Origin of the sequence: Candidatus Methylolitoribacter marinus (genome assembly GCF_051853155.1) — a bacterium.
In the GTDB taxonomy this organism is placed as follows: Bacteria; Pseudomonadota; Gammaproteobacteria; order Burkholderiales; family Methylophilaceae; genus BACL14.
In genome coordinates, this window is the sequence record NZ_CP124221.1 from 402,240 (window position 1) to 423,924 (window position 21,685).

19 protein-coding genes and 1 tRNA gene are annotated in these 21,685 nt (G+C 34.3%); 11 read left to right on the forward strand and 9 right to left on the reverse strand.

Annotated features, from left to right (window positions below; genetic code table 11):
- Window positions 1-51: 51 nt before the first annotated feature.
- The 5 genes from pheS to QFA95_RS02150 all read left to right on the forward strand — a co-directional run bounded on the left by pheS (window position 52) and on the right by QFA95_RS02150 (window position 4,172).
- A complete protein-coding gene (gene pheS / locus QFA95_RS02130; RefSeq protein WP_486463189.1) occupies window positions 52-1,035 on the forward strand; it encodes a phenylalanine--tRNA ligase subunit alpha in 984 nt (327 codons plus the stop codon).
- Window positions 1,032-3,389 carry a phenylalanine--tRNA ligase subunit beta gene (pheT, locus tag QFA95_RS02135; RefSeq protein ID WP_486463190.1) on the forward strand — a complete coding sequence of 786 codons (2,358 nt, stop codon included), beginning with the start codon at window positions 1,032-1,034 and terminating at the stop codon, window positions 3,387-3,389. Before pheS ends, pheT begins: the two co-directional genes overlap by 4 nt.
- 5 nt (window positions 3,390-3,394) lie before the next feature.
- Window positions 3,395-3,691, forward strand: a complete 297-nt coding sequence (locus QFA95_RS02140) for an integration host factor subunit alpha (RefSeq protein ID WP_486463191.1) — start codon at window positions 3,395-3,397, stop codon at window positions 3,689-3,691.
- On the forward strand, window positions 3,669-4,094 hold the full coding sequence (locus tag QFA95_RS02145) for a MerR family transcriptional regulator (protein ID WP_486463192.1): 426 nt from the start codon (window positions 3,669-3,671) through the stop codon (window positions 4,092-4,094). The genes QFA95_RS02140 and QFA95_RS02145 overlap by 23 nt, the downstream gene beginning before the upstream one ends.
- Before the next feature lies 1 nt (window position 4,095).
- A tRNA-Pro gene (locus QFA95_RS02150) sits at window positions 4,096-4,172 on the forward strand.
- 21 nt (window positions 4,173-4,193) lie between these two features.
- On the opposite strand, the gene QFA95_RS02155 is transcribed toward QFA95_RS02150, so the two are convergent.
- Window positions 4,194-5,402 (reverse strand): glycosyltransferase, encoded by a 1,209-nt coding sequence (locus tag QFA95_RS02155; protein ID WP_486463193.1) that lies wholly within the window; start codon window positions 5,400-5,402, stop codon window positions 4,194-4,196.
- Window positions 5,380-5,940 carry a phosphatase PAP2 family protein gene (locus QFA95_RS02160; protein ID WP_486463194.1) on the reverse strand — a complete coding sequence of 187 codons (561 nt, stop codon included), beginning with the start codon at window positions 5,938-5,940 and terminating at the stop codon, window positions 5,380-5,382. The genes QFA95_RS02155 and QFA95_RS02160 overlap by 23 nt, the downstream gene beginning before the upstream one ends.
- A 123-nt stretch (window positions 5,941-6,063) precedes the next feature.
- On the opposite strand from QFA95_RS02160, the gene QFA95_RS02165 reads away from it, so the two are divergent.
- Window positions 6,064-7,047: a glycosyltransferase gene (locus tag QFA95_RS02165; protein ID WP_486463195.1), complete on the forward strand. Its 984-nt coding sequence runs from the start codon at window positions 6,064-6,066 to the stop codon at window positions 7,045-7,047.
- Window positions 7,044-8,213: a nucleotide sugar dehydrogenase gene (locus QFA95_RS02170; RefSeq protein ID WP_486463196.1), complete on the forward strand. Its 1,170-nt coding sequence runs from the start codon at window positions 7,044-7,046 to the stop codon at window positions 8,211-8,213. The genes QFA95_RS02165 and QFA95_RS02170 overlap by 4 nt, the downstream gene beginning before the upstream one ends.
- Here QFA95_RS02170 and QFA95_RS02175 read toward each other — a convergent pair whose 3' ends face one another.
- Both QFA95_RS02175 and QFA95_RS02180 read right to left on the reverse strand, forming a co-directional pair.
- Entirely contained in the window at window positions 8,214-8,987 is a 774-nt protein-coding gene (locus QFA95_RS02175; protein WP_486463197.1) for a GNAT family N-acetyltransferase, read from the reverse strand. It abuts the gene before it with no gap.
- Window positions 8,988-9,001: 14 nt separating this feature from the next.
- Complete coding sequence (locus tag QFA95_RS02180; RefSeq protein ID WP_486463198.1) at window positions 9,002-9,739, reverse strand: UDP-2,3-diacylglucosamine diphosphatase; 738 nt, start codon at window positions 9,737-9,739, stop codon at window positions 9,002-9,004.
- 50 nt (window positions 9,740-9,789) lie between these two features.
- Here QFA95_RS02180 and QFA95_RS02185 point away from each other — a divergent pair, with 50 nt between their 5' ends.
- Window positions 9,790-10,527, forward strand: coding sequence for a lysophospholipid acyltransferase family protein (locus QFA95_RS02185; RefSeq protein WP_486463199.1), 738 nt, complete (start codon window positions 9,790-9,792; stop codon window positions 10,525-10,527).
- Here QFA95_RS02185 and QFA95_RS02190 read toward each other — a convergent pair.
- Window positions 10,508-12,091, reverse strand: coding sequence for a Ppx/GppA phosphatase family protein (locus QFA95_RS02190; protein ID WP_486463200.1), 1,584 nt, complete (start codon window positions 12,089-12,091; stop codon window positions 10,508-10,510). The genes QFA95_RS02185 and QFA95_RS02190 overlap by 20 nt on opposite strands.
- 70 nt (window positions 12,092-12,161) lie before the next feature.
- Between QFA95_RS02190 and QFA95_RS02195 the strand changes: the two genes are divergently transcribed.
- Complete coding sequence (locus QFA95_RS02195) at window positions 12,162-12,896, forward strand: type III pantothenate kinase (RefSeq protein WP_486463201.1); 735 nt, start codon at window positions 12,162-12,164, stop codon at window positions 12,894-12,896.
- Here QFA95_RS02195 and lpdA read toward each other — a convergent pair.
- From lpdA to aceE, 3 genes are read right to left on the reverse strand one after another with little or no spacing between them, the layout of a single operon-like run.
- The gene (gene lpdA, locus QFA95_RS02200) at window positions 12,876-14,594 is read right to left on the reverse strand and encodes a dihydrolipoyl dehydrogenase (protein ID WP_486463202.1); all 1,719 of its coding nucleotides are present in this window, start codon (window positions 14,592-14,594) and stop codon (window positions 12,876-12,878) included. The genes QFA95_RS02195 and lpdA overlap by 21 nt on opposite strands.
- Before the next feature lie 7 nt (window positions 14,595-14,601).
- Window positions 14,602-15,918: a dihydrolipoyllysine-residue acetyltransferase gene (locus tag QFA95_RS02205; protein WP_486463203.1), complete on the reverse strand. Its 1,317-nt coding sequence runs from the start codon at window positions 15,916-15,918 to the stop codon at window positions 14,602-14,604.
- A gap of 2 nt (window positions 15,919-15,920) precedes the next feature.
- Window positions 15,921-18,575 carry a pyruvate dehydrogenase (acetyl-transferring), homodimeric type gene (aceE, locus tag QFA95_RS02210; protein ID WP_486463204.1) on the reverse strand — a complete coding sequence of 885 codons (2,655 nt, stop codon included), beginning with the start codon at window positions 18,573-18,575 and terminating at the stop codon, window positions 15,921-15,923.
- A gap of 158 nt (window positions 18,576-18,733) precedes the next feature.
- Here aceE and QFA95_RS02215 point away from each other — a divergent pair, with 158 nt between their 5' ends.
- Both QFA95_RS02215 and QFA95_RS02220 read left to right on the forward strand, forming a co-directional pair.
- The gene (locus QFA95_RS02215; protein WP_486463205.1) at window positions 18,734-20,173 is read left to right on the forward strand and encodes a M17 family metallopeptidase; all 1,440 of its coding nucleotides are present in this window, start codon (window positions 18,734-18,736) and stop codon (window positions 20,171-20,173) included.
- Window positions 20,174-20,474: 301 nt separating this feature from the next.
- The gene (locus QFA95_RS02220; protein ID WP_486463206.1) at window positions 20,475-20,663 is read left to right on the forward strand and encodes a hypothetical protein; all 189 of its coding nucleotides are present in this window, start codon (window positions 20,475-20,477) and stop codon (window positions 20,661-20,663) included.
- 184 nt (window positions 20,664-20,847) lie between these two features.
- On the opposite strand, the gene QFA95_RS02225 is transcribed toward QFA95_RS02220, so the two are convergent.
- The gene (locus tag QFA95_RS02225; RefSeq protein ID WP_486463207.1) at window positions 20,848-21,681 is read right to left on the reverse strand and encodes a hypothetical protein; all 834 of its coding nucleotides are present in this window, start codon (window positions 21,679-21,681) and stop codon (window positions 20,848-20,850) included.
- Window positions 21,682-21,685: the final 4 nt, after the last annotated feature.

Sequence of the window (21,685 nt, forward strand, 5' to 3'; positions counted from 1 at the left end):
TATGTTTTTAAAAAGGGGCTTTTAAGAAAGCCCCTTTTTTATTTAAATATTATGGACCAATTAAATCAACTCATTGATCAGGCAAAAAAAGATTTTGCTAGTTGCTCGAAGCTGGCGGAGCTTGACCATATCAAATCCAAATTTCTTGGCAAGAGCGGTCCAATTACCGAGGCGATGAAATCATTAGCCAGCCTTTCACCTGAAGAGAAGCCTAAAAAAGGTGCAGAGATTAATAAAGTTAAAAAACAAATCGAATCTTTATTAGAGACTCGTAAAGAAGAAATTTCAAATCTTGAGTTGAATGAAAAATTAGAAACAGAAAAAATTGATGTCACACTTCCATCTCGACCGAAGATGAAAGGGTCACTCCATCCAGTCATGAATACCATCGATGAAATTAGCACCATTTTTCATGGGATCGGGTTTGATGTGGCTGATGGTCCAGAAATTGAAGATGATTTTCATAACTTTACTGCATTAAATATTCCTGAGTTCCACCCAGCCAGAGCGATGCATGATACTTTTTATGTTAATAAAGAGCATGTATTAAGAACGCATACTTCGCCCGTGCAAATTAGGTACATGGAAAATAATACGCCACCTATCCAAATCATTTCACCAGGCCGAGTGTACCGTGTCGATTCTGATGCAACCCACTCACCAATGTTTCATCAAGTGGAAGGATTAGTGATTAATGAGAATGTGAACTTCGCTAATTTAAAGGGGGTGGTGCAGTCATTTTTACAAAGTTTTTTTGAGGATGAAAATTTAACTATTCGTTTTAGACCTTCATACTTCCCATTCACAGAACCTTCTGCAGAGATTGATATGAGTTGGAATGATGGCTGGTTGGAGATAGGTGGTTGTGGAATGGTTCATCCGAACGTATTAAAGCATGTGAATATTGATCCAGAAATGTATCAAGGGTTTGCTTTTGGTCTTGGTGTTGAAAGGTTGACGATGCTGAAATACGGCATTAATGATCTCAGACATTTCTTTAATCACGACCTCAGGTTCTTGGAGCAATTCAAATGAAATTCTCTTATGCGTGGTTAAATCAATTATTTGCAAATAAATTAAATCTCAATGAGTTGGCTGATGACTTAACGATGGCAGGTCTCGAGATTGAGTCTATAAATAATCCTGGCGACTCTCTTCAGAACATCGTTGTAGGGGAAATTGTTAGCATTGAAAAACATCCTGATGCGGATCGATTAAATGTTTGTCAGGTAGATGTAGGGTCCGAAAAACTACAAATTGTTTGTGGTGCTCCTAATGCCAGAGCAGGCATTAAAGTTCCATGTGCACTCATTGGCACAAAATTTCCAGAATTTACGATCAAGAAGTCAAAACTTCGGGGCGTTGAGTCTTTTGGGATGTGTTGTTCAGCAAAAGAAATTGGATTGTCTGAGGAGGCTGATGGGTTAATGGAACTCAGTCTTGACCTCACTAATGGTGAACCAATTGCAAAAGTGCTTAATTTAAATGATTCGGTAATTGAGGTGTCACTCACTCCCAATCGTGCAGATTGTTTAAGTATTTTAGGTATCGCAAGAGAAGTTAGGTCAATTAAAGGCTTACCTTTTGATATGCCTAAAATAAATCAGCTTACCTCGAACGATCAATGCAAAATTACTCCAAACGTGATAAATATAGAGGCCTGTCCGATATATAGTTATGCATCAATTACCCAGCTCAACAACTCAGCTCAGCTTCCAGATGAGATTATTCATCGACTGGACAGTGCTGATATTAAATCAATCAACCCTGTCGTTGATTTAGTGAACTATGTGATGTTAGAGACTGGTCAGCCAATGCATGCCTTTGATCTAAATAAAATTAAGGGAAATGTGGTTATCCGAAATGCATCTAAACAAGAAAAGATGACCTTGTTAAATGATCAAACAATTGAGGTGATAGAAAATGATTTGGTGATCGCTGATGATAATGGTCCACTCGCTTTAGCGGGGGTGATGGGTGGATTAGAGTCTTCTGTTAAGACCGATACCACAGATATTTTTATTGAATCCGCATTTTTCACTCCATTATCTATGGCAGGTAAAGCTAGAAGTTATGGATTGAATACAGACTCGTCTCACCGCTTTGAAAGAGGTGTTGATTTCTCTCAGACAGAGCATGCGCTAACCCGAGTCATTAATCTCATCAATGAATACTGTGGTGGCCATACAAGCCAAGTGTCAAGCGTCAACCATGATTTGCCGCAAAGACACCCAATTCAATTAAGGCCAAGTAAAGTTACTAGAATCTTAGGTAGAGACGTAAGTCAAGATGAGGTGGCTCAGATACTCAATAACTTAGATTTAGCATTCATTTTGAGTAATGGCATTTTCACAGTGACCCCACCATCTTATCGATTTGATCTTGAGATTGAAGAAGATTTAGTGGAAGAGGTGATCAGGATTAGAGGTTATGACAATATTGGGGCAATGAACCCGAAAATGATGCTTAACCCCAGATCAAGCAAGAATAGACACTCTGATGTGCGCAAGATAAGGCACACAATGTCAGACCTTGGGTATTCTGAATTAGTAAGTTATAGCTTTATTGATGAATCCATGGAGTCAATTGTTCACGGTAATGACCATATTATTAAGCTCGAAAACCCAATTGCTGAAAATATGAATACCATGCGAAGTCATTTATGGTCTAGCCATATCGAAGCATTGAAATTTAATATCAATCGTGGCCGTACTCAAATTAAATTTTTTGAGATTGCTAACAAATTTACCCAAGAGAACTCAAATTTCTCAGAAGAGCAAGTTTTAAGCGGTCTAGTTTCAGGTGAGGCAATCCCTAAAAATTGGATAGAAAAAAATAGAGCCCATGACTTTTATGATGTGAAATCTGATCTTGAGCAATTATTAGGTGACGGCATTACGATGAAACAATCAGCAGAGACCATTGGCGCATTCCATCCTGGGCAGTCAGCAGATATATACAGAGATAATAAAAAGATTGGGTGCATAGGAAAATTACATCCATCCCTACAAAAACAATTAGACGTGGATCAGGAAGTGTATCTATTTGAAATTGGTTTAAATCATTTGTCTGGAAATGATTTTAAACTGAATACCGAGATTCTTAAATCTGTTCCATTACAAAGGGATATTGCAGTCTTGATGGATGAAGAAGTGGTTGCAGGTGATGTGGTTGATGTGGTCAGAAAAAGAAACATTAACTTCATCAAAGACTTCAGAATTTTTGATGTTTATCAGGGTCAAGGGATTGCTGAAGGGAAAAAAAGCCTTGCATTTCTGATACTTATGCAAGATACTTACAAAACACTTGAGGAAAAAGACGTCGAAAAAAGTGTGACAGAAGTAATTAATTTATTAAAAAAAGAGTTTAATGCTGAATTAAGATTGTAATTAACATGACATTAACCAAAGCTAATTTATCAAATTTATTATTCGAACAAGTGGGTTTGAATAAGACAGAATCTAAGGAAATGGTAGAGGCTTTCTTTGAGCAAATTAAAATTGCTCTAGAAAATGGTGAAAGTGTTAAATTATCTGGTTTTGGAAATTTTGAATTAAGAACCAAATCAGAGAGGCCCGGAAGAAATCCAAAAACTGGGGAAGCAGTTCCTATTAAAGCCAGACGAGTAGTCACTTTCCATTCTAGCCAAAAATTAAAGTCTAGTGTAGATGGTGGATCTTCTGGAAAATAATAAAACCAATATAAATTTACCTCCACTACCTCAAAAAAGATATTTCGCAATCGGTGAGGTAAGTAAGTTATGTGACGTTAAACCTCATGTTTTGAGATACTGGGAACAAGAGTTTCCTAATTTATCTCCAAATACCCGCAGGGGTAATCGAAGATATTACCAACCTGAGGAAGTGCTTCTTATCCGTAAAATAAGAGAGCTGTTGTATGAAGAAGGTTATACGATTCAAGGAGCAAAGCAAAAGTTATCTAATAAACAGTTTGTTAAAGAAACAACATCACAAGAACAAGTACAAAAAGCTCAAGCAGAACTTCCTTTGTCGAATGAGCCATTAAATAGCAATGTTCCTGTAACTAACCTTAAAAATCAATTAGCAGAAATTTTAAAGATACTCAAAGGATAATCGGGGCGTAGCGCAGTCTGGTAGCGCACTTGTATGGGGTGCAAGGGGTCGTGAGTTCGAATCTCACCGTTCCGACCAAAATTTAAAAAATTAAATAAGTTAATTATTTAATTTTTTAGTAGTAAACAAGTTATTCTTGGAGTGATTTTTTGAATAATTATTTTCCACAGCTTCATAAAAACCGATAAGTTTTTTTGTTTGTGCTCTGGAGCTCCATTTTTCTTTTGCTTCTTTTTTGCCTTGAATAGCCATTTCGGACATTTTTTTCCAATTATTTAGAAGCTTGCAACAAGCTTGAGCAAACTGTATTGGGTCATCCTTTCCAATAATTGCTCCAGGATTATTTTCCAGTATTGATTTTGTTCCATTTTCGGCTAAAGCAATAACAGGTAACCCTTGAGCCATGGCCTCAATCAGAACAAGGCCTTGCGTTTCAGTTTTTGAACTAAAAATAAAAAGATCTGAGGATGCGTAACAATTTAATAGTTCATTCTCAGCTTCTAGGTACCCGGTAAGTATTACAGATTTTTCTATATTTAATTTTTTTATAAGTTTCTGAATGTGGGAAAATGCTGGACCTTCGCCAGTAATCAGGAATTTTACTGTACGGTTTTGTTTCAGAATATTTGTAAATGCATATAATAAGAAGTCAATGTTCTTCTCATGAGCAACTCGTCCAACAAACAATAACAATTTATCATTAGGCGAGATATTATATAATTTACGGAAAGTATATTTATTAGTTTTCCTGAAAGAATTTTCCGATAATCCAGTCGGGACAACCTTTATAGGCTTGTTAACGTCATATCCTTCTAAAACATCCTTTAATTGTTCAGAGGGAGAGATAATACCATCGCAATGATTACATAAATATTTAGCTATATTTCTTGATAACCATCGAGCGAAGCGCTCTGGAAGTATCGGTAAATAAAGATGAAGATAATCCTCGAAGGAGGTATGGTAAGTCTCAATAATTGGTATATCAAGAATCTTGGCTATTTTTTTTCCATAATAATGAGCAATAAATGGAGTTTGGATATGAATGAGATCAAATTTCTGTTTTTTAATCCAATCAGTTTGTTTGTTTAACTCTTTCCATGACATCAAATGGTCTTCTGGATCAAAAAAGATTGGTTTGGATTTAATTGTAGTAATGTTTTTTAATTTTGTACTTTTTTCATTATATGCCGGGCATATTAAATGTACCTCATGATCTAATTTTTGTAGATCTTCAATAAATATCTTTATCGAAGTAGAGACACCATTGACTCTAGGAAAGTAGACATCAGATAAAAATAAAATTTTCATACTGTTGTTTATATATTAAAAATAGTTGGAAGATAAGATAGCCAATAATAGCCCCAATAAATACATCTGATGGAAAATGCATTCCAAGGATTACTCTTGATAAGGCAATTAAAAACGTAAAGATAATAAAAACTTCAGTTAATAAAGGGAAGTAAAATATTAGGATCATTGAAAAAATAACTGCATGAAGTGTATGACCAGATGGAAAACTGAATTGATCCAATATTTTTCCACCAAGAATGATAGATTGATTTACTTTATATGGTCTTGGGCGATTGATTTTAGATTTCAAGAGCTTATAAATTAAAGTACCTGCTAATCCGAAAAAGATCATCTCAAGAGATATTTTAATGCCATCAGCATGAAAGAATGGGATTAAAAATATAATGAAATACCATATCTTTCCGTTACCTAACCAGCTGATAAAGTTAAAAAAATAAAGAATCATCTGATTTTTTGAAAGCTTATTTAGCTTCACACAAAAGTCTGTATCAGCTTTATTGCAATGTAATAGAATTGTTTTTAATGCTTTGGGCATGTTTTCAATATATTAGTGGTTTGTTAAACATTTATGACAATTTTGAGATCATTTTTAATAATAATTAGGGTTATTTCCTTTTGTCATATAAATGAAACAATTTGATGAAAAAATCACAAATGTATGAAAAACATCTTAATTGCAACAGATACATTTGAACAAGTTAACGGCGTTTCAACAACTTACAAAAATATTTTTGAATTCTCTAACAATAAAATAAAAATAATTCATCCAGCATTATTCAAATACAAATCTTTTAATGCTTATCCAGAAATCCAGTTTTGTTTTCAGTTTTTCAAGGTGTATAAGGAAATTAAAAAACATAATCCCACCCATATTCATATAGCCACAGAAGGACCAATTGGTTTGGTAGCCAGAATTTACTGCAAATTTAATAAATTACCTTTTACATCGGCGTACCATACTCGATTTCCTGAATATTTAGAATCATATTTTGGACGATTTAAGAATATCGCCTACTTCTATTTGAAAATATTTCATAAGAAATCGAAAATGATTTTTGTTCCAAGCAAATCTTGTCTAGATGATTTAAAAAAATTAGGATTCACAAATCTTCATTTATGGACTCGGGGTGTATCTAAGGATTTAATTATTGATGCTCCTTTTAAGAGAAAAAATAAAAATAAGATCAAAGTCCTATATGTTGGCAGAGTATCCAAAGAGAAAAATCTGATGAAATTATGTGAATTACATAATTATTTTGAGATAACTATTGTCGGTGATGGTCCAATTAGAAATGAATTAGAAAACAAATATAAAAGTATCAATTTTGTTGGCTATAAATTTGGTAAAGATTTAGCCAAATATTATCATGCGAATGATGTATTTTGTTTTCCAAGCTTAACTGATACATTTGGAATAGTTATTATTGAAGCTCTTTCAAATGGCCTTCCTGTTGCTGCCTATAATGTTACTGGACCTAAGGATATAGTTACACATGGAGTGGATGGTTTTCTTGGAAAAAATTTAAAAGAAAATATTGAGCTTGCATTTGGTTTAAACCGTAACCAAATTAGGCGTCAATCATCCAGAAAATGGTCTTGGCAAGAATGTCATGATATTCTAATTTCAGGTTTAACTCATTGAAGATTGCTATTGTTGGTATAGGTTATGTTGGATTAGCAAATGCCATAATGCTTGATCAACTGCACAATGTTGTATTGGTTGATGTTGATGAGAGTAAAGTAAAAAAAATTAATCAGAGGAAATCACCAATTAGTGACTCAATGATCGATGATTATTTGATTAATGTAAGTAAAGATTTTGCAGCAACTAAAAATTTTGAAAAAGCTTATAAAAGCCGAGAGTTAATCATCATTGCTACACCAACAAATTATGATGTAGATAATGATTCTTTTGATACATCTTCAATTGAAAAATCTATTCAAAATATTTTAAAAGTTAACAAGGATTGTATAATATTAATTAAATCAACGATACCTGTTGGTTATACGAATTATTTAAGAAAAATTTTTAAATATGAAAAGATTTATTTTTCACCAGAGTTTCTCCGGGAGGGCACGGCGCTGTATGATTGTTTAAACCCCTCAAGGATAGTGGTCGGTGGAAAAGACCAATATGCAAAAAAAATTGGCAAGATATTCAAAAAACTTTCTCTAAATAGAACAGCCCCATTAATATTTACTAATGAATTAGAGGCGGAATCTATAAAATTGTTTGCAAATACATACCTTGCCATGAGAGTAGCATTTTTTAATGAATTAGATACATATGCAATTAAATTGGGTATGGATACAAAAGATATATTAGATGGAGTTTGTACAGATTCCAGAATTGGAAATTTTTACAATAATCCTTCTTTTGGCTATGGTGGGTATTGCTTACCAAAAGATACCAAACAGTTATTATCTTCTTATAAGCAAATTCCTAATAATCTGATGAAGGCTATAGTAGATAGTAACCAGACAAGAAAACAATTTATAGCAAATAAAATTATTGAAAAAAAGGTAAAAACAATTGGTGTATATAGATTGGTTATGAAATCAAAATCAGATAACTTTAGAGAATCAGCCATTATTGACGTAATCAAGATTTTGAAACAGGAAGGCCAAAAAATTATTATTTATGAACCATTGCTTGATCAACAAAAAAGTATAATGACTTTTGATATTGAAAAATCTTTTAAAAAATTTACTGATAATTCTGATTTGATTATTGCAAATCGCATTGATACGAAAATAAAACCTTTTGAAAAAAAGATTTTCTCTCGCAGTATTTCTGATGAAAATTAATTACTTTAGAAAATGAGCTTTATATTTACTGGGCAAATTTTCTAAATCGAGTAAAGTAAGAAAATCAGCAGTTTGAAACTCTGGATCCCAAGCAGGTTTACCAATAATTTTTGCTCCGAGTCTAATATAGCCATTTAACAATGGAGGTATATTACCTTTTTCATCATTGCATAACTTTTCAACAGGTAATGGGTGAAGTGGATAAACATCATCTAAGTCAAGAAATTGTTTATGCGACTTCAGTTGATTATATAAATTGGCAGCATTAAATCCTCCATCTTTCACTGAAACGCTTGAACAGCCAATCAGGTATCGAAATTTATTGGTAACCATAAATTTTGCAATTTCAGCCCATAACATCATGATCACTCCGCCAGTTCGATATTTTTTATCAATACATGCTCTTCCAAGCTCTATCATCTCATTTTTTATTGAAGCAAGACTTCCAATATTGAATTCACTTTCAGTGTAGAGAGAGCCATACTCTTTAGCTTTATAAGGGGTAAGAATTCTATACGTACCAACAGGTTGGTTATTAATTGCATCTTTAATAATTAGATGTTCGCAGTAATCATCAAGTGTATCCTTGTCGAGTGATCCTTTGATATTTGCTCCCATTTCCTTTTTGAAGATTTTATAACGAAGTTTTTGTACCATTTGTAAATCTTTTTTATCTCTTACCCAATCTGCTATGATTAATGGGTTTGCAGATGATTTATTTATTCTTTTAGCACTTTGGATATTTTGCTGAATTTGCAGATTTGTAATTTTCATATTAACTCCTTTGGCTATTTAATTTCTTTCCAATATATTAATTTTATATTTCCATTTTTGTCTTCTACTAAAGCTGAAAGATGCTCAACCCAGTCTCCGTCATTGTAGTAATTGATTCCATCAATAGTTTCTATTTCAGGATGATGAATATGACCACAAATAACCCCGTCACACTTACTTCTTCTTGCTTCATTTACCATAAATAATTTATAGTTTTTTATGTATTTTTTTACGTTTTTAGACTTCATTTTTACCTGAGTTGCAAATGACCAATGGGGGAGATTTCTTGAATTTCTCCAGTCAGTAATTTTTGTTGAGATGAATATAAAAAAAGAATAAAGAAGGTCACCAAGTTTGTTCATTAAGACTGATACATTTCTGACACTATCGAATTGATCTCCATGTGTCACTAATATTCTTTTTTTTTGTTTAGTTAAATGAATTGTATTTTTCTTAAATGAAATTGAGGAAAATTTAATCAAGCTTATAAAATTCCTTAAAAATGAGTCATGATTTCCTGGGACATAAATGACTTTAGACTTTCTTGAAATTTTTAGAATTACCCTGATGAATTGATTATGGGATTTTGGCCAGTACCATTTTTTGTTTAATTCCCAGCCGTCAATGATATCTCCTACTAAATATATTTTATCTGCGGTATTATGCTTAAAGAAATTAATGAGATGCTTAGCATTGGAAGACTTTGTTCCTAGGTGAGTATCTGATATCCAAATGGTACTAAAGTGATTCATGAAAATCTATCAAAGTTTTAGTAATCTTATTTTATGAATATGAAAAAAATATGACAGTTTTAAGTTTAGTAAAAATTTTGCAATTATTTGTTCATGTTCTGTTTGGACTCTTTTTGGTCATTACATTTCCTGTAATAACAAAAAAAATGAGAACTCAATTTATAAAATCTTGGTGCCTTTTTTTATTAAGGATTCTTAAGGTAAAAGTAGAAATATCTGGCATAAATTTACGTTTGTTAAGAAATAATTTTTTTGTTGCAAACCATATCTCTTGGTTAGATATTATAGTTATCAACAGTATTATGCCTGTTGTATTCATTGCCAAATCATCAGTAAAAAGCTGGCCGATTTTTGGATTAATGGCTAGGTTTACTAATACAATTTTTTTAGATCGCTCATCAAAAACCTCAATGTTAAGAGCTTACCAACAAATTAAAGAAACATTAAATGACTCATCTATTTTTATTTTTCCAGAAGGTACTTCTACAGTTGGTAAACATGTTGAACCGTTTCATAGTAATTTTTTTCAAATTCCAGTTGATTTAAAAAAATCGACTTACCCAGTTTCTATCGAATATTTTAAAGATAATCAATTTACAAATATTCCAGCATATGTCGGTAATGACACCTTGGTTGAATCAATTCTAAGAATAGTTAGAAACCCTGGTTTTGAGGTTATGGTTACATACTTTAATGGTATAAACAGTAGCAATAAAAGTCGAAAAGAGATTGCTCTTAAAGCAAATGAGATTATTAATACACAAATAGCTAAGAAGTTACAATCTTAAAATAACTATTTATTTTTTTCCAATATGAATTTTCTTTTTTTAATCTGTAGGAAAGATAGGGGTTTTGCCTTAACCATTCTTTTTTGAAGCTAATGATGATTTTTTTAGTTGTCTTCTCAAATTTTATATTAGAAAAATCGAATAATTCTCTATTTTTACATAAAATATAACTTAGCCTTAGCGTGAACAACATAACCCAGTCGATATATTTTTTATTAAAATTATAAGTGTTTAATGATGCTCTATGGGCATGAATGAGAGTGGATAGCCTTACCTTTTGTTTATTGGTAAATCCATGAAGTTCACTATTGCTGACAATGTAACTTGAATATATATGATAATTTTTGAGGTTTATTGATTTACCTATTTCCAATAATCTTGATGCCCATAATAAAAGTTTTCGATCTTCTTCTTTGGTAATTAAGCGTTCCGACATTGATAGGGCAGTTAAGTAAACTCTATTAGATTGTTTAGCGTCGGAATAAAATTTTTCCTCAAGAATTTTTATTTCTTCTTCACATTGATCTTTGATCTTATCAGACACATCTAACGGAATAATTTTTTTATATGCTCCAATAGCATTATTTGGATTCTCAATTAAATTAAATAATCTTTTATGAATAGATCCATATAAAAGAGCTGATTCTGTAACTTCCATTTGTTTAATTTTTAATTGCTCAAAAATAGCTAATAAAATCGATAACCCGCTTGCAATCACTGCTTTTCGTTCACTTTTTATTCCGCTGAGATTTGATTGATTAACATTTCCGGCCTGTATGAGCTCAGTTTTTATTGCCTTAAGTCCTTTGAGTGTTATAAAACCTCCAATTTCATCAATGGGACTATTGGTGGTTGTATCAAGGTTATTGAGTAAAATAATATCAGCTACGGCTCTGCATGTTCCAGATGTGCCAATTACATTTGCCCAGTTATTAAAATTTTTATTTAAGTTTTTTTCTAAAATCTCTTTTGCATGAACTACAGCATTATCAAAAGTTTTTTTGGTGACTTTGGTTCCATCAAAAAAGCTAACCGCAGAGGTAACACAGCCCATGGAAAGTGATAATGAATCTTTAATTTTTTTTCGATCACCAATAATGATTTCTGTGGACCCTCCACCAATATCAATAATTAATTGTTTGCCACTTAGCTCCGGTGAAACATGCATGACGCCTTGGTAAATAAATTCAGCCTCATCAGTGCCAGATATAATCTCAATATCAAAACCTAAAAGCTTTTGAGCATTGTCGATGAAATTTTTATTTTTTATTGAGCGGAGCGTATAGGTTCCGACTGCAGTGACAGATTTTTTATCAAATCTACGAAGGCGATCACCAAATCTAATGAGTGTTTCGTAAGTCTTTTTGACATATTTTTCTGAGAGAAAACCTTTATCGTCCAATCCGGAGGCAATTTTAATTGACTCTTTGATAGTATCGAGTTCTTCAATGTGAAGAATTCCGTTATGGGATATGATTTTAGCAATCATTAATTTGAAGCTGTTGGAGCCTAAATCAATAGCAGCTACTAAGTTCTCTGTTTTATTCGATATAAAAGGATCCATTTTTGCTAAACTATACTCAGTATTTATTACATTATTATGTCATTAATTTTTTATTTATAAGATTTAATTTATGGATCTCTTCATAGATGTTGGTAATACAAAAACAAAGTGGTGTTTAACATCCAATAAAGGTATTGAAAAAACTGGATCTATTTTTAATACAGAGTTAATAGATTTATCTATTAACTCTGAGGAAATCGAAACAGTCTTCATTTCAAGCGTAAATTCTGAAAACCTTGAAAAACAAATTGTCGAAAAAATAAAACCACTATGTCCTCATATTTATTTTGCTAAAGTTAATAAACAATTCTTAGAAACTAATTATTCTGATGAGTTAGGTGTTGATCGTTGGTTAGGTGTATTAGCATTGACTGAAAAAACAAAAAAAAATGCGATCATTATCGATTCAGGCACTGCTTTAACTATTGACTTATTGCTTATTGAAAATGATTCATTTCTTCACAAAGGTGGATTAATCCTTCCAGGATTCCATCTTTTCAACCAGTCTCTAATGCAAAATTCCGCTGCTATAAGATTAAAAAATAAAGATATTACAATAGATATTAATAATTCTGATATGGCATTGTTGCATGGGTTTTTGATGTCTGTGTCAGGCGCGGTAGAAAAATTTATTATGCACCATGATCTTAATTTTAATGAAATCGATATTTATCTTACCGGTGGTGATGCCAATATTATTTTTGATTCCCTTGAGGAGCAATTGCAGCTGAAATATCAAAAAATCGAAAATGCTGTGATTGAGGGTTTAAAAATTTACAAAAAACTAGCGCTTGCGGATAAATAAGTCTGTAATCGTTCCCTCATACACTTCAGAAGCCATGGCAACAGACTCTGATAGGGTAGGGTGAGGATGAATAGTTAGCCCTATATCTTGAGCATCTGCACCCATTTCAATAGCCAGACAGGCTTCAGCGATTAATTCACCAGCATTCACTCCAACAATGCCTGCGCCAATGAGTCGTTTATTCTCTTTATCAAATATGAGCTTGGTCAATCCTTCCGTTCTGTTATTTGACAACGCTCTACCGCTAGCAGCCCATGGAAAAACTGATTTTTCAATTTCTAGATTATTTTGTTTTGCTTCATTTTCGGTGACACCTACCCAAGCAACCTCAGGATCGGTATAGGCCACTGATGGGATGACGTTAGCTTGGTATTCGACTTTTTCGCCAGCAATCACTTCGGCAGCAATTTTCGCTTCATGGGTTGCTTTGTGGGCAAGCATTGGTTGGCCGATCACATCCCCAATCGCGTAAATATGAGGTATATTTGTCTTGAATTGCTGATCAACATTAATGAATCCTCGATCATCAACTTTGACTCCGGCTAATTCGGCATCGATTAATTTTCCATTCGGAGTGCGTCCAACTGAAATCATTACTTTATTAAAGGTATCTTCGAACTGACCATCTTTGTTTTCAAACAAAACTTTGAGACTATCCCCATCGGCCTTAATCTGAATCACTTTCGTATTAAGGTGAATATTTTCAAAGCGTTTTTCCATACGTTTTTGTAATGGACGAACAAGATCGCGATCGCATCCTTGAATTAATCCATCAGCAAGTTCAACAACTGTAATTTTTGATCCAAGAGCATCATAAACTGTTCCCATTTCTAAACCAATAATACCCCCACCGACAATTAGCATTCTTTCAGGAATATCTTTAAACTCTAAAGCGCCAGTAGAATCAATTATATTAGGATGATCTGGAGTATTTGGGATGACAATAGGTTTGGAACCCACTGCTATGATGGCTGAATTAAAATTAACTTTGGTTCTTTTTTTATCTTTACCTTCAACTTCAATGGAGTTTGATCCAGTAAATTTTCCATAGCCTTCAATCACGACCACTTTTCTTTGACCAGCCATTTGACTCAAACCCCCTGTGAGTTTGCCAACGACATCATTATTTTTCCACTCACGAATTTTTTCAAGATCAATCTCGGGCTTATTGAATTTAATTCCATGATGACTAGCATCTTCAGCTTCGGTTATCACTTTTGCCATATGCAGCAAAGCTTTTGAAGGGATACAACCTACATTTAAACATACCCCACCAATCGTTGAGAATCGCTCAATTAAGGCAACCTTTAAACCAAGGTCTGCAGCTCTAAATGCGGCTGTGTAGCCTCCTGGACCGGAGCCTAGCACAACAACATCGTATGCATCTCCGCTACCATTTGTTGGTTCAGCTGGTTTGGTTGATCCTGATTTTGTCTTAGCAGGTTGAGTTTCTTTGGCGTCGAGGATGTCATAATTGAGAATATTATCACCTTGCTTTACTTTGTCCCCAACTTTTAAAAGTAATTCTTGAACTATTCCATTAAAAGTTGCCGGGATGTCCATCGATGCTTTTTCAGATTCAAGTGTGATTAACGCATCATCAGTATTCACTGCATCGCCAGGCTTAACATGAATTTCAATCACTTCAACCGAGTCAAAATTACCTATATCTGGGATAGTAAATGTTTTATTAGCCATAAATATTTTAAAGAAGTAGTCGTCGAACGTCAGATAACATCATGCGTAAATGGGAGGTAAATCTTGCGCCATCAGCACCATCAATCACACGGTGGTCATATGACAATGAAAGCGGTAATATTAATCTTGCCTCAAATCCTTTGGAATTGTTATCGTAGATGGGTTGCATCTCAGCTTTGGAAACACCCAAGATCGCAACTTCAGGACAGTTAATGATAGGGGTAAATTTAGTTCCTCCAATACCTCCTAGGCTGGATATAGTAAAACATCCCCCTTGCATTTCATCAATCGTGAGTTTTCTTTCACGAGCCTTTGCAGATAAGATGGATAAATCCTGAGCAATTTCAAGAACATCTTTCTTTTCCACACCCTTCACAACAGGAACAACTAATCCGTCCGGTGTATCGCACGCAAAGCCAACATTAAAATAATTTTTAAAAATTAAACTCTCACCATCTGCTGCCAAAGAGGTATTGAAAATTGGATAGGCTCTAAGAGCATTTACTGCAGCTTTCATGAGAAAGGCTAATAGTGTTAACTTGGTCCCACGTTTTTCTGCCTCAGCCTGCATTGATTTTCTAAAGGCCTCTAAGTCCGTGATGTCTGCATTATCAAACTGAGTTACATGTGGCGCAGACACCCAATTTCGATGGAGGTTTGATCCTGAAATTTTTTTAATTTTAGAAAGTGGTTTAGTCTCATTAGGACCAAATTGATCAAAATCGATTACAGGCATCGGGCTTGGCGCAAAATTAGCCCCCATATTTTGTGAGCGGGGCTTACTTAACTCACCCTTGACATAGTTCTGCACATCTTCCATGAGGATTCTATTTTTTCGTCCAGAACCATTGATGAAGGATAAATCAACCCCAAGCTCACGGGCAAATCTTCTGATCGAGGGTGAGGCATGACTTTTTTTCGTCGGTTCAGAGATAATACTTTCAGCCACAGGCATGGGTTTATTTTCAGGCTGAATTGTTTGAGGTGGCTCTGGGGATGGACGTGAAGGTTCGCTAATAATTTTTTCTTTTACATCATCAACCACTTCTTTTTTTATAGTTGGTTTTGTCTCCATCTTTTTTTCATCGCCGGACGCGCTTTCGAAGGTTGCAATAGCACTCCCTTGTTTTACCTTATCACCCACGCTCACTTTAACCTCTTTGATGATTCCAGATTCGGTCGCAGGAATATCCATTGAGGCCTTATCCGACTCTAGAGTAATAAGAGGATCATCTTTATTGACCTTATCACCTGGTTTTACTAAGATCTCGATGACGTCGACACTATCAAAATTACCAATATCAGGAATTAAAATTTCGCTCATAATTAACTCAATGCAGGATTAATTTTAGAAGGATTGATGTTATATTTTTTAATCGCTTCGCTCATAATTTTTTTATCAATTTTGCCTTGATCCTTTAATGCTTTCAAAGCAGCAAGAGCAATATAATATCGATCAACTTCGAAAAATGATCTCAATGCTTCACGGCTATCTGACCTTCCAAACCCATCAGTTCCAAGCGAAGTAAATGAGTTAGGAACAAAGTTAGCAATTTGATCTGAAAATGATTTCATATAATCCGTCGATGCAATAATCGGTGATTCAGTATCAATAATTTGTTCTTGGATAAATGATCGTTGCTCATCGTCTGGATTTAATAGGTTGTACCTTTCAATATCCAAAGCATTTCGACGCAATTCAGTAAAGCTACTCACACTCCAGATATCGGATTCAATACCCCAGTCATTTTCAAGCAACTGTGCTGCTTCAATTACCTCTCTAAAGATTACTCCTGAGCCCATGAGCTGAACTTTATTTTTAACCTTACCAGATGCTTTGCTGAACTGATACATACCCTTAATGATCTGATCTTCGACACCTTTTGGCATATCGGGGTGAGAATAGTTTTCATTCATTATCGTGATGTAATAATAAACATCCTCCTGATTCTCTATCATGCGATAAAGACCATGTTGAATAATCACAGCCAACTCATAAGCGAAACAAGGATCGTAAGATACACAATTAGGAATGGTTGCTGATAGTAAATGACTATGACCATCTTCGTGTTGCAGCCCCTCACCATTCAGAGTCGTTCGACCCGCAGTTGCACCCAGAAGGAAACCTCTCGTTCTCGAATCACCTGCTGCCCATGCTAAATCTCCAATTCTCTGGAAGCCAAACATAGAATAGAAAATATAAAAGGGTATGGTTTGTATCCCTGTGGTGCTGTATGAGGTCCCAGAGGCAATCCACGATGAAAACGAACCAGCCTCATTAATTCCTTCTTCAAGAATTTGACCATCTTTCTGTTCCTTATAAAACATTACTTGGTCAGCATCTTGTGGTTCATATAATTGACCTACTGATGAATAAATTCCCAATTGCCTAAACATGCCTTCCATGCCAAATGTTCTAGCTTCGTCAGGAACAATTGGTACCACATATTTACCGATCTCCTTATCTTTCACCAAGGTTGTCAACATACGAACAAATGCCATAGTAGTTGATATTTTTCTCTCACCTGTCGATGTTAGTAGATTTGAAAAACTATCCAATTTAGGAACGGTTAATGAGTTTCCTTTGGTTTTTCGTTGAGGGAGTGATCCACCCAGAGCTTCTCTTCTTTCACGCATATATGTCATCTCTGGAGAGTCTGGCTCTGGCTTGTAGAATTTCAAATTTTCTACCTCTTCGTCCGTGATAGGAAGATCGAACCTGGATCTAAATTTTTTCAGCGATTCAATATCCATACTTTTTTGCTGATGGGTAATATTTTGTCCCTCACCTGCATCTCCCATTCCATAACCTTTAACTGTTTTGGCAAGAATGACTGATGGCTGACCTTTGTGTGATGTGGCAGCAGCATAAGCAGCATAGACTTTATGAGGGTCATGTCCTCCACGATTTAATCTCCATATGTCATTGTCTGACATCGCGGATACCATCTCTTTTAATTCAGGATATTTACCAAAGAAATGTTCTCTGGTGTAAGCCCCGCCTTTAGCTTTAAAGTTTTGGAATTCACCATCTACACATTCTTCCATACGCTTTTTAAGGAAACCATCTTTATCCAAATTAAATAGAGGGTCCCAGTAAGAACCCCAGATTACTTTAAGAACGTTCCAACCTGAGCCTCTAAAATCTGATTCTAGTTCTTGAATTATTTTTCCATTTCCTCTGACCGGACCATCCAAGCGCTGCAGGTTACAGTTCACAACGAAAATAAGGTTGTCTAATTTTTCTCGAGCAGCAAGAGATATAGCGCCTAGTGATTCAGGTTCATCCATCTCACCATCACCACAAAACACCCAGACTTTACGATCACTGGTATCAGCAATCCCACGGTCATGAAGATATTTAAGGAAGCGAGCTTGGTAAATTCCCATAATAGGACCTAAACCCATGGATACCGTTGGGAATTGCCAAAACTCAGGCATTAACCAAGGGTGAGGGTAGCTAGATAATCCTTGCCCTGTTGATTCAAGCCTAAAATTACTGAGTTGATCTTCAGTTAGTCGACCCTCTAAAAAAGCTCTTGAATAGATACCTGGTGAACTATGACCTTGAAAAAAGATTAAATCACCGTCAAAGTTTTCATTGGGCGCACGAAAAAAATGATTAAAACCTACATCGTATAGGGTTGCTGATGACTGAAAGCTTGCAATATGTCCACCAATGCCTGGAGATTTTTCGTTAGCTCTCAATACAGTCATGACAGCGTTCCAACGAATAATTGCCCTGATTTTTCTTTCCATGTCAGGATCGCCAGGATGTTTTTGTTGTAAATGGGTCGGTATGGTATTTACATATGAAGTAGTGGCGTTGTAAGGTAAATTAGATCCTGATCGACGAGCCTGATCAATCATCATCTCGATCAAGTAATGAGCTCGTTCAGCGCCGTCTGATTCGATGACTGAATTAAGTGAATCTACCCATTCCTGAGTCTCTTGAATATCTGTATCTGGATACAACTCCATAAACTACAACTCCAAAGTAAAACAAAATTTAAAAAATAAGGCTTAAATCTGCTTAAATAAAATATTAAGAACTTTAAGCAGGAAACTTGTCTCGAAGAGTATAATTCTACGATAAATTACCATTTTTTTATAAAAAAATTACCGGGCGGGGTCTAAGCATGAAAGTAAAAATTAATCTTCAAACAAATTCGGCTAAAATGTCGTTAAAATCTGTTAAATATAGTTTAAATGTCCTTAAATCTGAAAATTCAGAAATTTTTTCCGATCTTGCAAAAGCTAAATTAAAACGATTGAAGATGAAATTTAATGACCTAGAGAGTAAGTTTTTAAGTGTCGACGGAGATAATGCTGGACATCATGTGTTCTTAAAATACTCAACTAGTAATACTTTTAAAATACAAACACATGTAAGAAAAGGGTTAAAAAATTTATTAAGTGAAAATCCAGAAACAATCAATTTATTTTGTGAAGTTGACGATCCTTTATGGAATCGTGAATTACTTTACACGGCTCTTTTAAATTCTCAGGATCTCCCTTCAAGAAAAAGTAAGATCAAAAAAAAGCAATTGAAAGTGATTAATTTCTTTGGTAATTTATCTGCAAAAGAGGTTGTCGAAATTGAAGCAATAGTATCGGGAAACACTTTATCAAGACAGCTTACGATGACACCACCCAATGACTTAACCCCAACACATTATCGTCAAGAAATAAAAAAACTGGCTTCTAAAAGAAAGTGGAAATTTAAAGAATACAATATGAGTCAGTTGAAAAGAATGGGGGCTGGAGCTTTTGTAGCTGTAGGGCAGGGTTCAGAGCCTCAAGATGCAGCCATTGTTCACCTAACTTACCAACCTAAAACCTTTAAAAAAACAATAACCTTGGTTGGAAAGGGTATCTGTTTTGACACTGGCGGACATAACTTAAAGCCATCCAAATATATGTATAGTATGCATGAGGACATGAATGGTTCCGCAACCGCCTTAGGAATCTTGGAGGCGGCTTCTCTAAATAAACTACCGGTAAAAATTGATTGCTGGCTTGCGATTGCTCAAAATCATATTGGACCAAAAGCTTACAAACAAAACGATGTTGTAAAAGCGTTAAATGGAAAAACTATTGAGATTATCCATACAGATGCTGAAGGTAGAATGGTATTGGCAGACACCTTAACATTGGCTACTAAAACCAAATCAGATGCAGTCATTGATTTTGCAACATTGACTGGTTGTATGGCAGTCGCAATGGGAGATCGCTATAGTGGAATATTCAGCAATAAACCTGAACTCGCCTGTTTGGCTGTTGGTTCCGGTCAGAAGTCAGGAGAAAGAGTGTGTAGCTTTCCTTTTGATGAGGATTATGAAGAAGACATTGAAAGCGATATAGCTGATATCAAGCAATGCACATTAGAAGGTGGCCCGGACCACATTCACGCAGCACGATTTTTAAGTCAATTTTTATCTGATCCCAAACAGCCTTGGCTTCATGTGGATTTATCCTCCAGTAATACTAAGGGTGGCTTAGGAGCGGCTATGTCTGATGTAAATGGTTTCGGAGTAAGGTTCGGCATTAGCTTGATACAAGATATTTTACAAAAATGAACTAGAAAGTTTTCCAGGTTTCATCAAACTCAAAATGATCTCTATGCTCAGAGCGTAAGGTTAATAAACAATTTTGACAGAGATACACCCAATCTTTTTTGCCACCGTATCGACAGCGATACATGATTCTCTCTTTTGTTGCGCACTCAAAACAAGCATTTTTCATAAATAAATATTAACTTAAATTGTATATATTTTTTTTTAAAAAGAAGATAAGACATTATAATTTATTTTATTTTATGTCTTTATTATAATTAAATATTTGTTTATAATAATATTTTTTAATACATGGAGAAGATAAATGGCGAAATCGTTGAAGAAAAAAGTATTGGTGAAGGTTGCAAAAAAAGCTGTTAAAAAAGCTGATGTGAAGAAAAAGAAAGTAGCCAAAGTTTTGAAATTTGCTAAAAAAGTTGTTTCAAAAAAAGCACCTTCGAAGTTAAAGGTAGCAAAAAGAATTGTAAAAAAAGCAGTCAAAAAAGCTGCTTAAAAATATTAATCAAAAAAAACCCGCCAGGTGGCGGGTTTTTTTATTTACTTATCACTGAAATAAATAAAATATTAATAATGCTAAAGCGGTAATGTTAAGTATAAAAATAACTAACTTGTTTATTTTAACTTGCTTCTTTTTCGCTAGTTTTTTTTGATTTTTCTTTTTCATTCGCGCTTCCTTCCTAATATCTTCCTGGAAAAACTCCTGAAGCAACATTTATTAAAAGTTTATGGCCTTTTTGACGGTATCGATTAATATACCGCTTCACATTACTCATTTCCTTAATATCAATATTTTTTACAATTGCTCTAATCAGAGGATTTGATTTCTTCATATTTTCATACAATTCTTTGAATTTTAATAAAGAGGCGGGGGCTGTATCTTTATATTCAGCTTTATTTACAACCAGGCTGACTTGGTATGCTAATTCTTGTTTATCTTCAAACTTCTGATCGAAGACTGTTTTATTTAGCTCAAGTAACAACTTAATATTGATTGGCTTAAGTCCTTTGTTAATAGTCGGTGAAAATTTGTGTTTAATGATTACCTCTTGAGCCTTTGTTTTATCCAGGATTGGTTTCATGACTTTTTTGAATTGGTTAATCAGTGTATCCATTGATTTGTTAGTTGGGATACTTAAATTAACCGCTGTTTTTGATTTATCTAATTTATCTATCTCTTCGACAGTAGAAGTATCTTCGAATAAATAAGCTTTCTCTTTCCACCAAGCGGTAAAGTTTGTTGCATCTGATTTCCACTCTTTATAAAACTTCTTATGTTTTTTGTAAGCCTGATGAATTTTTTTATCTGAGGATATTGCGACTTGTTGATAAGCTTCAAACCATAACTGATAAGTTGATTTAGGGGCGATTAAATATTCTGGTATTGGCATTACTTTAGGAGCAGTTTTTTTTACTGCTTTTGATGAAGTGGGCGCAAGAGAATTATGCTTCTTGATATAAGCATCGACCGAAGTTAATTTAGTTTTCGTTACTCTTTTATTATTTTGAGCCATTTTT

Bases quoted from the DNA above. Each gene is read 5' to 3' on its own strand.
- QFA95_RS02220 (WP_486463206.1), top strand. From the start codon at position 20,475: ATGGCGAAATCGTTGAAGAAAAAAGTATTGGTGAAGGTTGCAAAAAAA.
- QFA95_RS02160 (WP_486463194.1), bottom strand. From the start codon at position 5,940: ATGCCCAAAGCATTAAAAACAATTCTATTACATTGCAATAAAGCTGAT.
- QFA95_RS02175 (WP_486463197.1), bottom strand. From the start codon at position 8,987: ATGAAAATTACAAATCTGCAAATTCAGCAAAATATCCAAAGTGCTAAA.
- QFA95_RS02185 (WP_486463199.1), top strand. From the start codon at position 9,790: ATGACAGTTTTAAGTTTAGTAAAAATTTTGCAATTATTTGTTCATGTT.
- pheS (WP_486463189.1), top strand. From the start codon at position 52: ATGGACCAATTAAATCAACTCATTGATCAGGCAAAAAAAGATTTTGCT.
- QFA95_RS02165 (WP_486463195.1), top strand. From the start codon at position 6,064: ATGAAAAACATCTTAATTGCAACAGATACATTTGAACAAGTTAACGGC.
- QFA95_RS02225 (WP_486463207.1), bottom strand. From the start codon at position 21,681: ATGGCTCAAAATAATAAAAGAGTAACGAAAACTAAATTAACTTCGGTC.
- aceE (WP_486463204.1), bottom strand. From the start codon at position 18,575: ATGGAGTTGTATCCAGATACAGATATTCAAGAGACTCAGGAATGGGTA.
- QFA95_RS02215 (WP_486463205.1), top strand. From the start codon at position 18,734: ATGAAAGTAAAAATTAATCTTCAAACAAATTCGGCTAAAATGTCGTTA.
- QFA95_RS02155 (WP_486463193.1), bottom strand. From the start codon at position 5,402: ATGAAAATTTTATTTTTATCTGATGTCTACTTTCCTAGAGTCAATGGT.
- QFA95_RS02180 (WP_486463198.1), bottom strand. From the start codon at position 9,739: ATGAATCACTTTAGTACCATTTGGATATCAGATACTCACCTAGGAACA.
- QFA95_RS02140 (WP_486463191.1), top strand. From the start codon at position 3,395: ATGACATTAACCAAAGCTAATTTATCAAATTTATTATTCGAACAAGTG.
- QFA95_RS02195 (WP_486463201.1), top strand. From the start codon at position 12,162: ATGGATCTCTTCATAGATGTTGGTAATACAAAAACAAAGTGGTGTTTA.
- pheT (WP_486463190.1), top strand. From the start codon at position 1,032: ATGAAATTCTCTTATGCGTGGTTAAATCAATTATTTGCAAATAAATTA.
- QFA95_RS02190 (WP_486463200.1), bottom strand. From the start codon at position 12,091: ATGGATCCTTTTATATCGAATAAAACAGAGAACTTAGTAGCTGCTATT.
- QFA95_RS02205 (WP_486463203.1), bottom strand. From the start codon at position 15,918: ATGAGCGAAATTTTAATTCCTGATATTGGTAATTTTGATAGTGTCGAC.
- QFA95_RS02145 (WP_486463192.1), top strand. From the start codon at position 3,669: ATGGTGGATCTTCTGGAAAATAATAAAACCAATATAAATTTACCTCCA.
- lpdA (WP_486463202.1), bottom strand. From the start codon at position 14,594: ATGGCTAATAAAACATTTACTATCCCAGATATAGGTAATTTTGACTCG.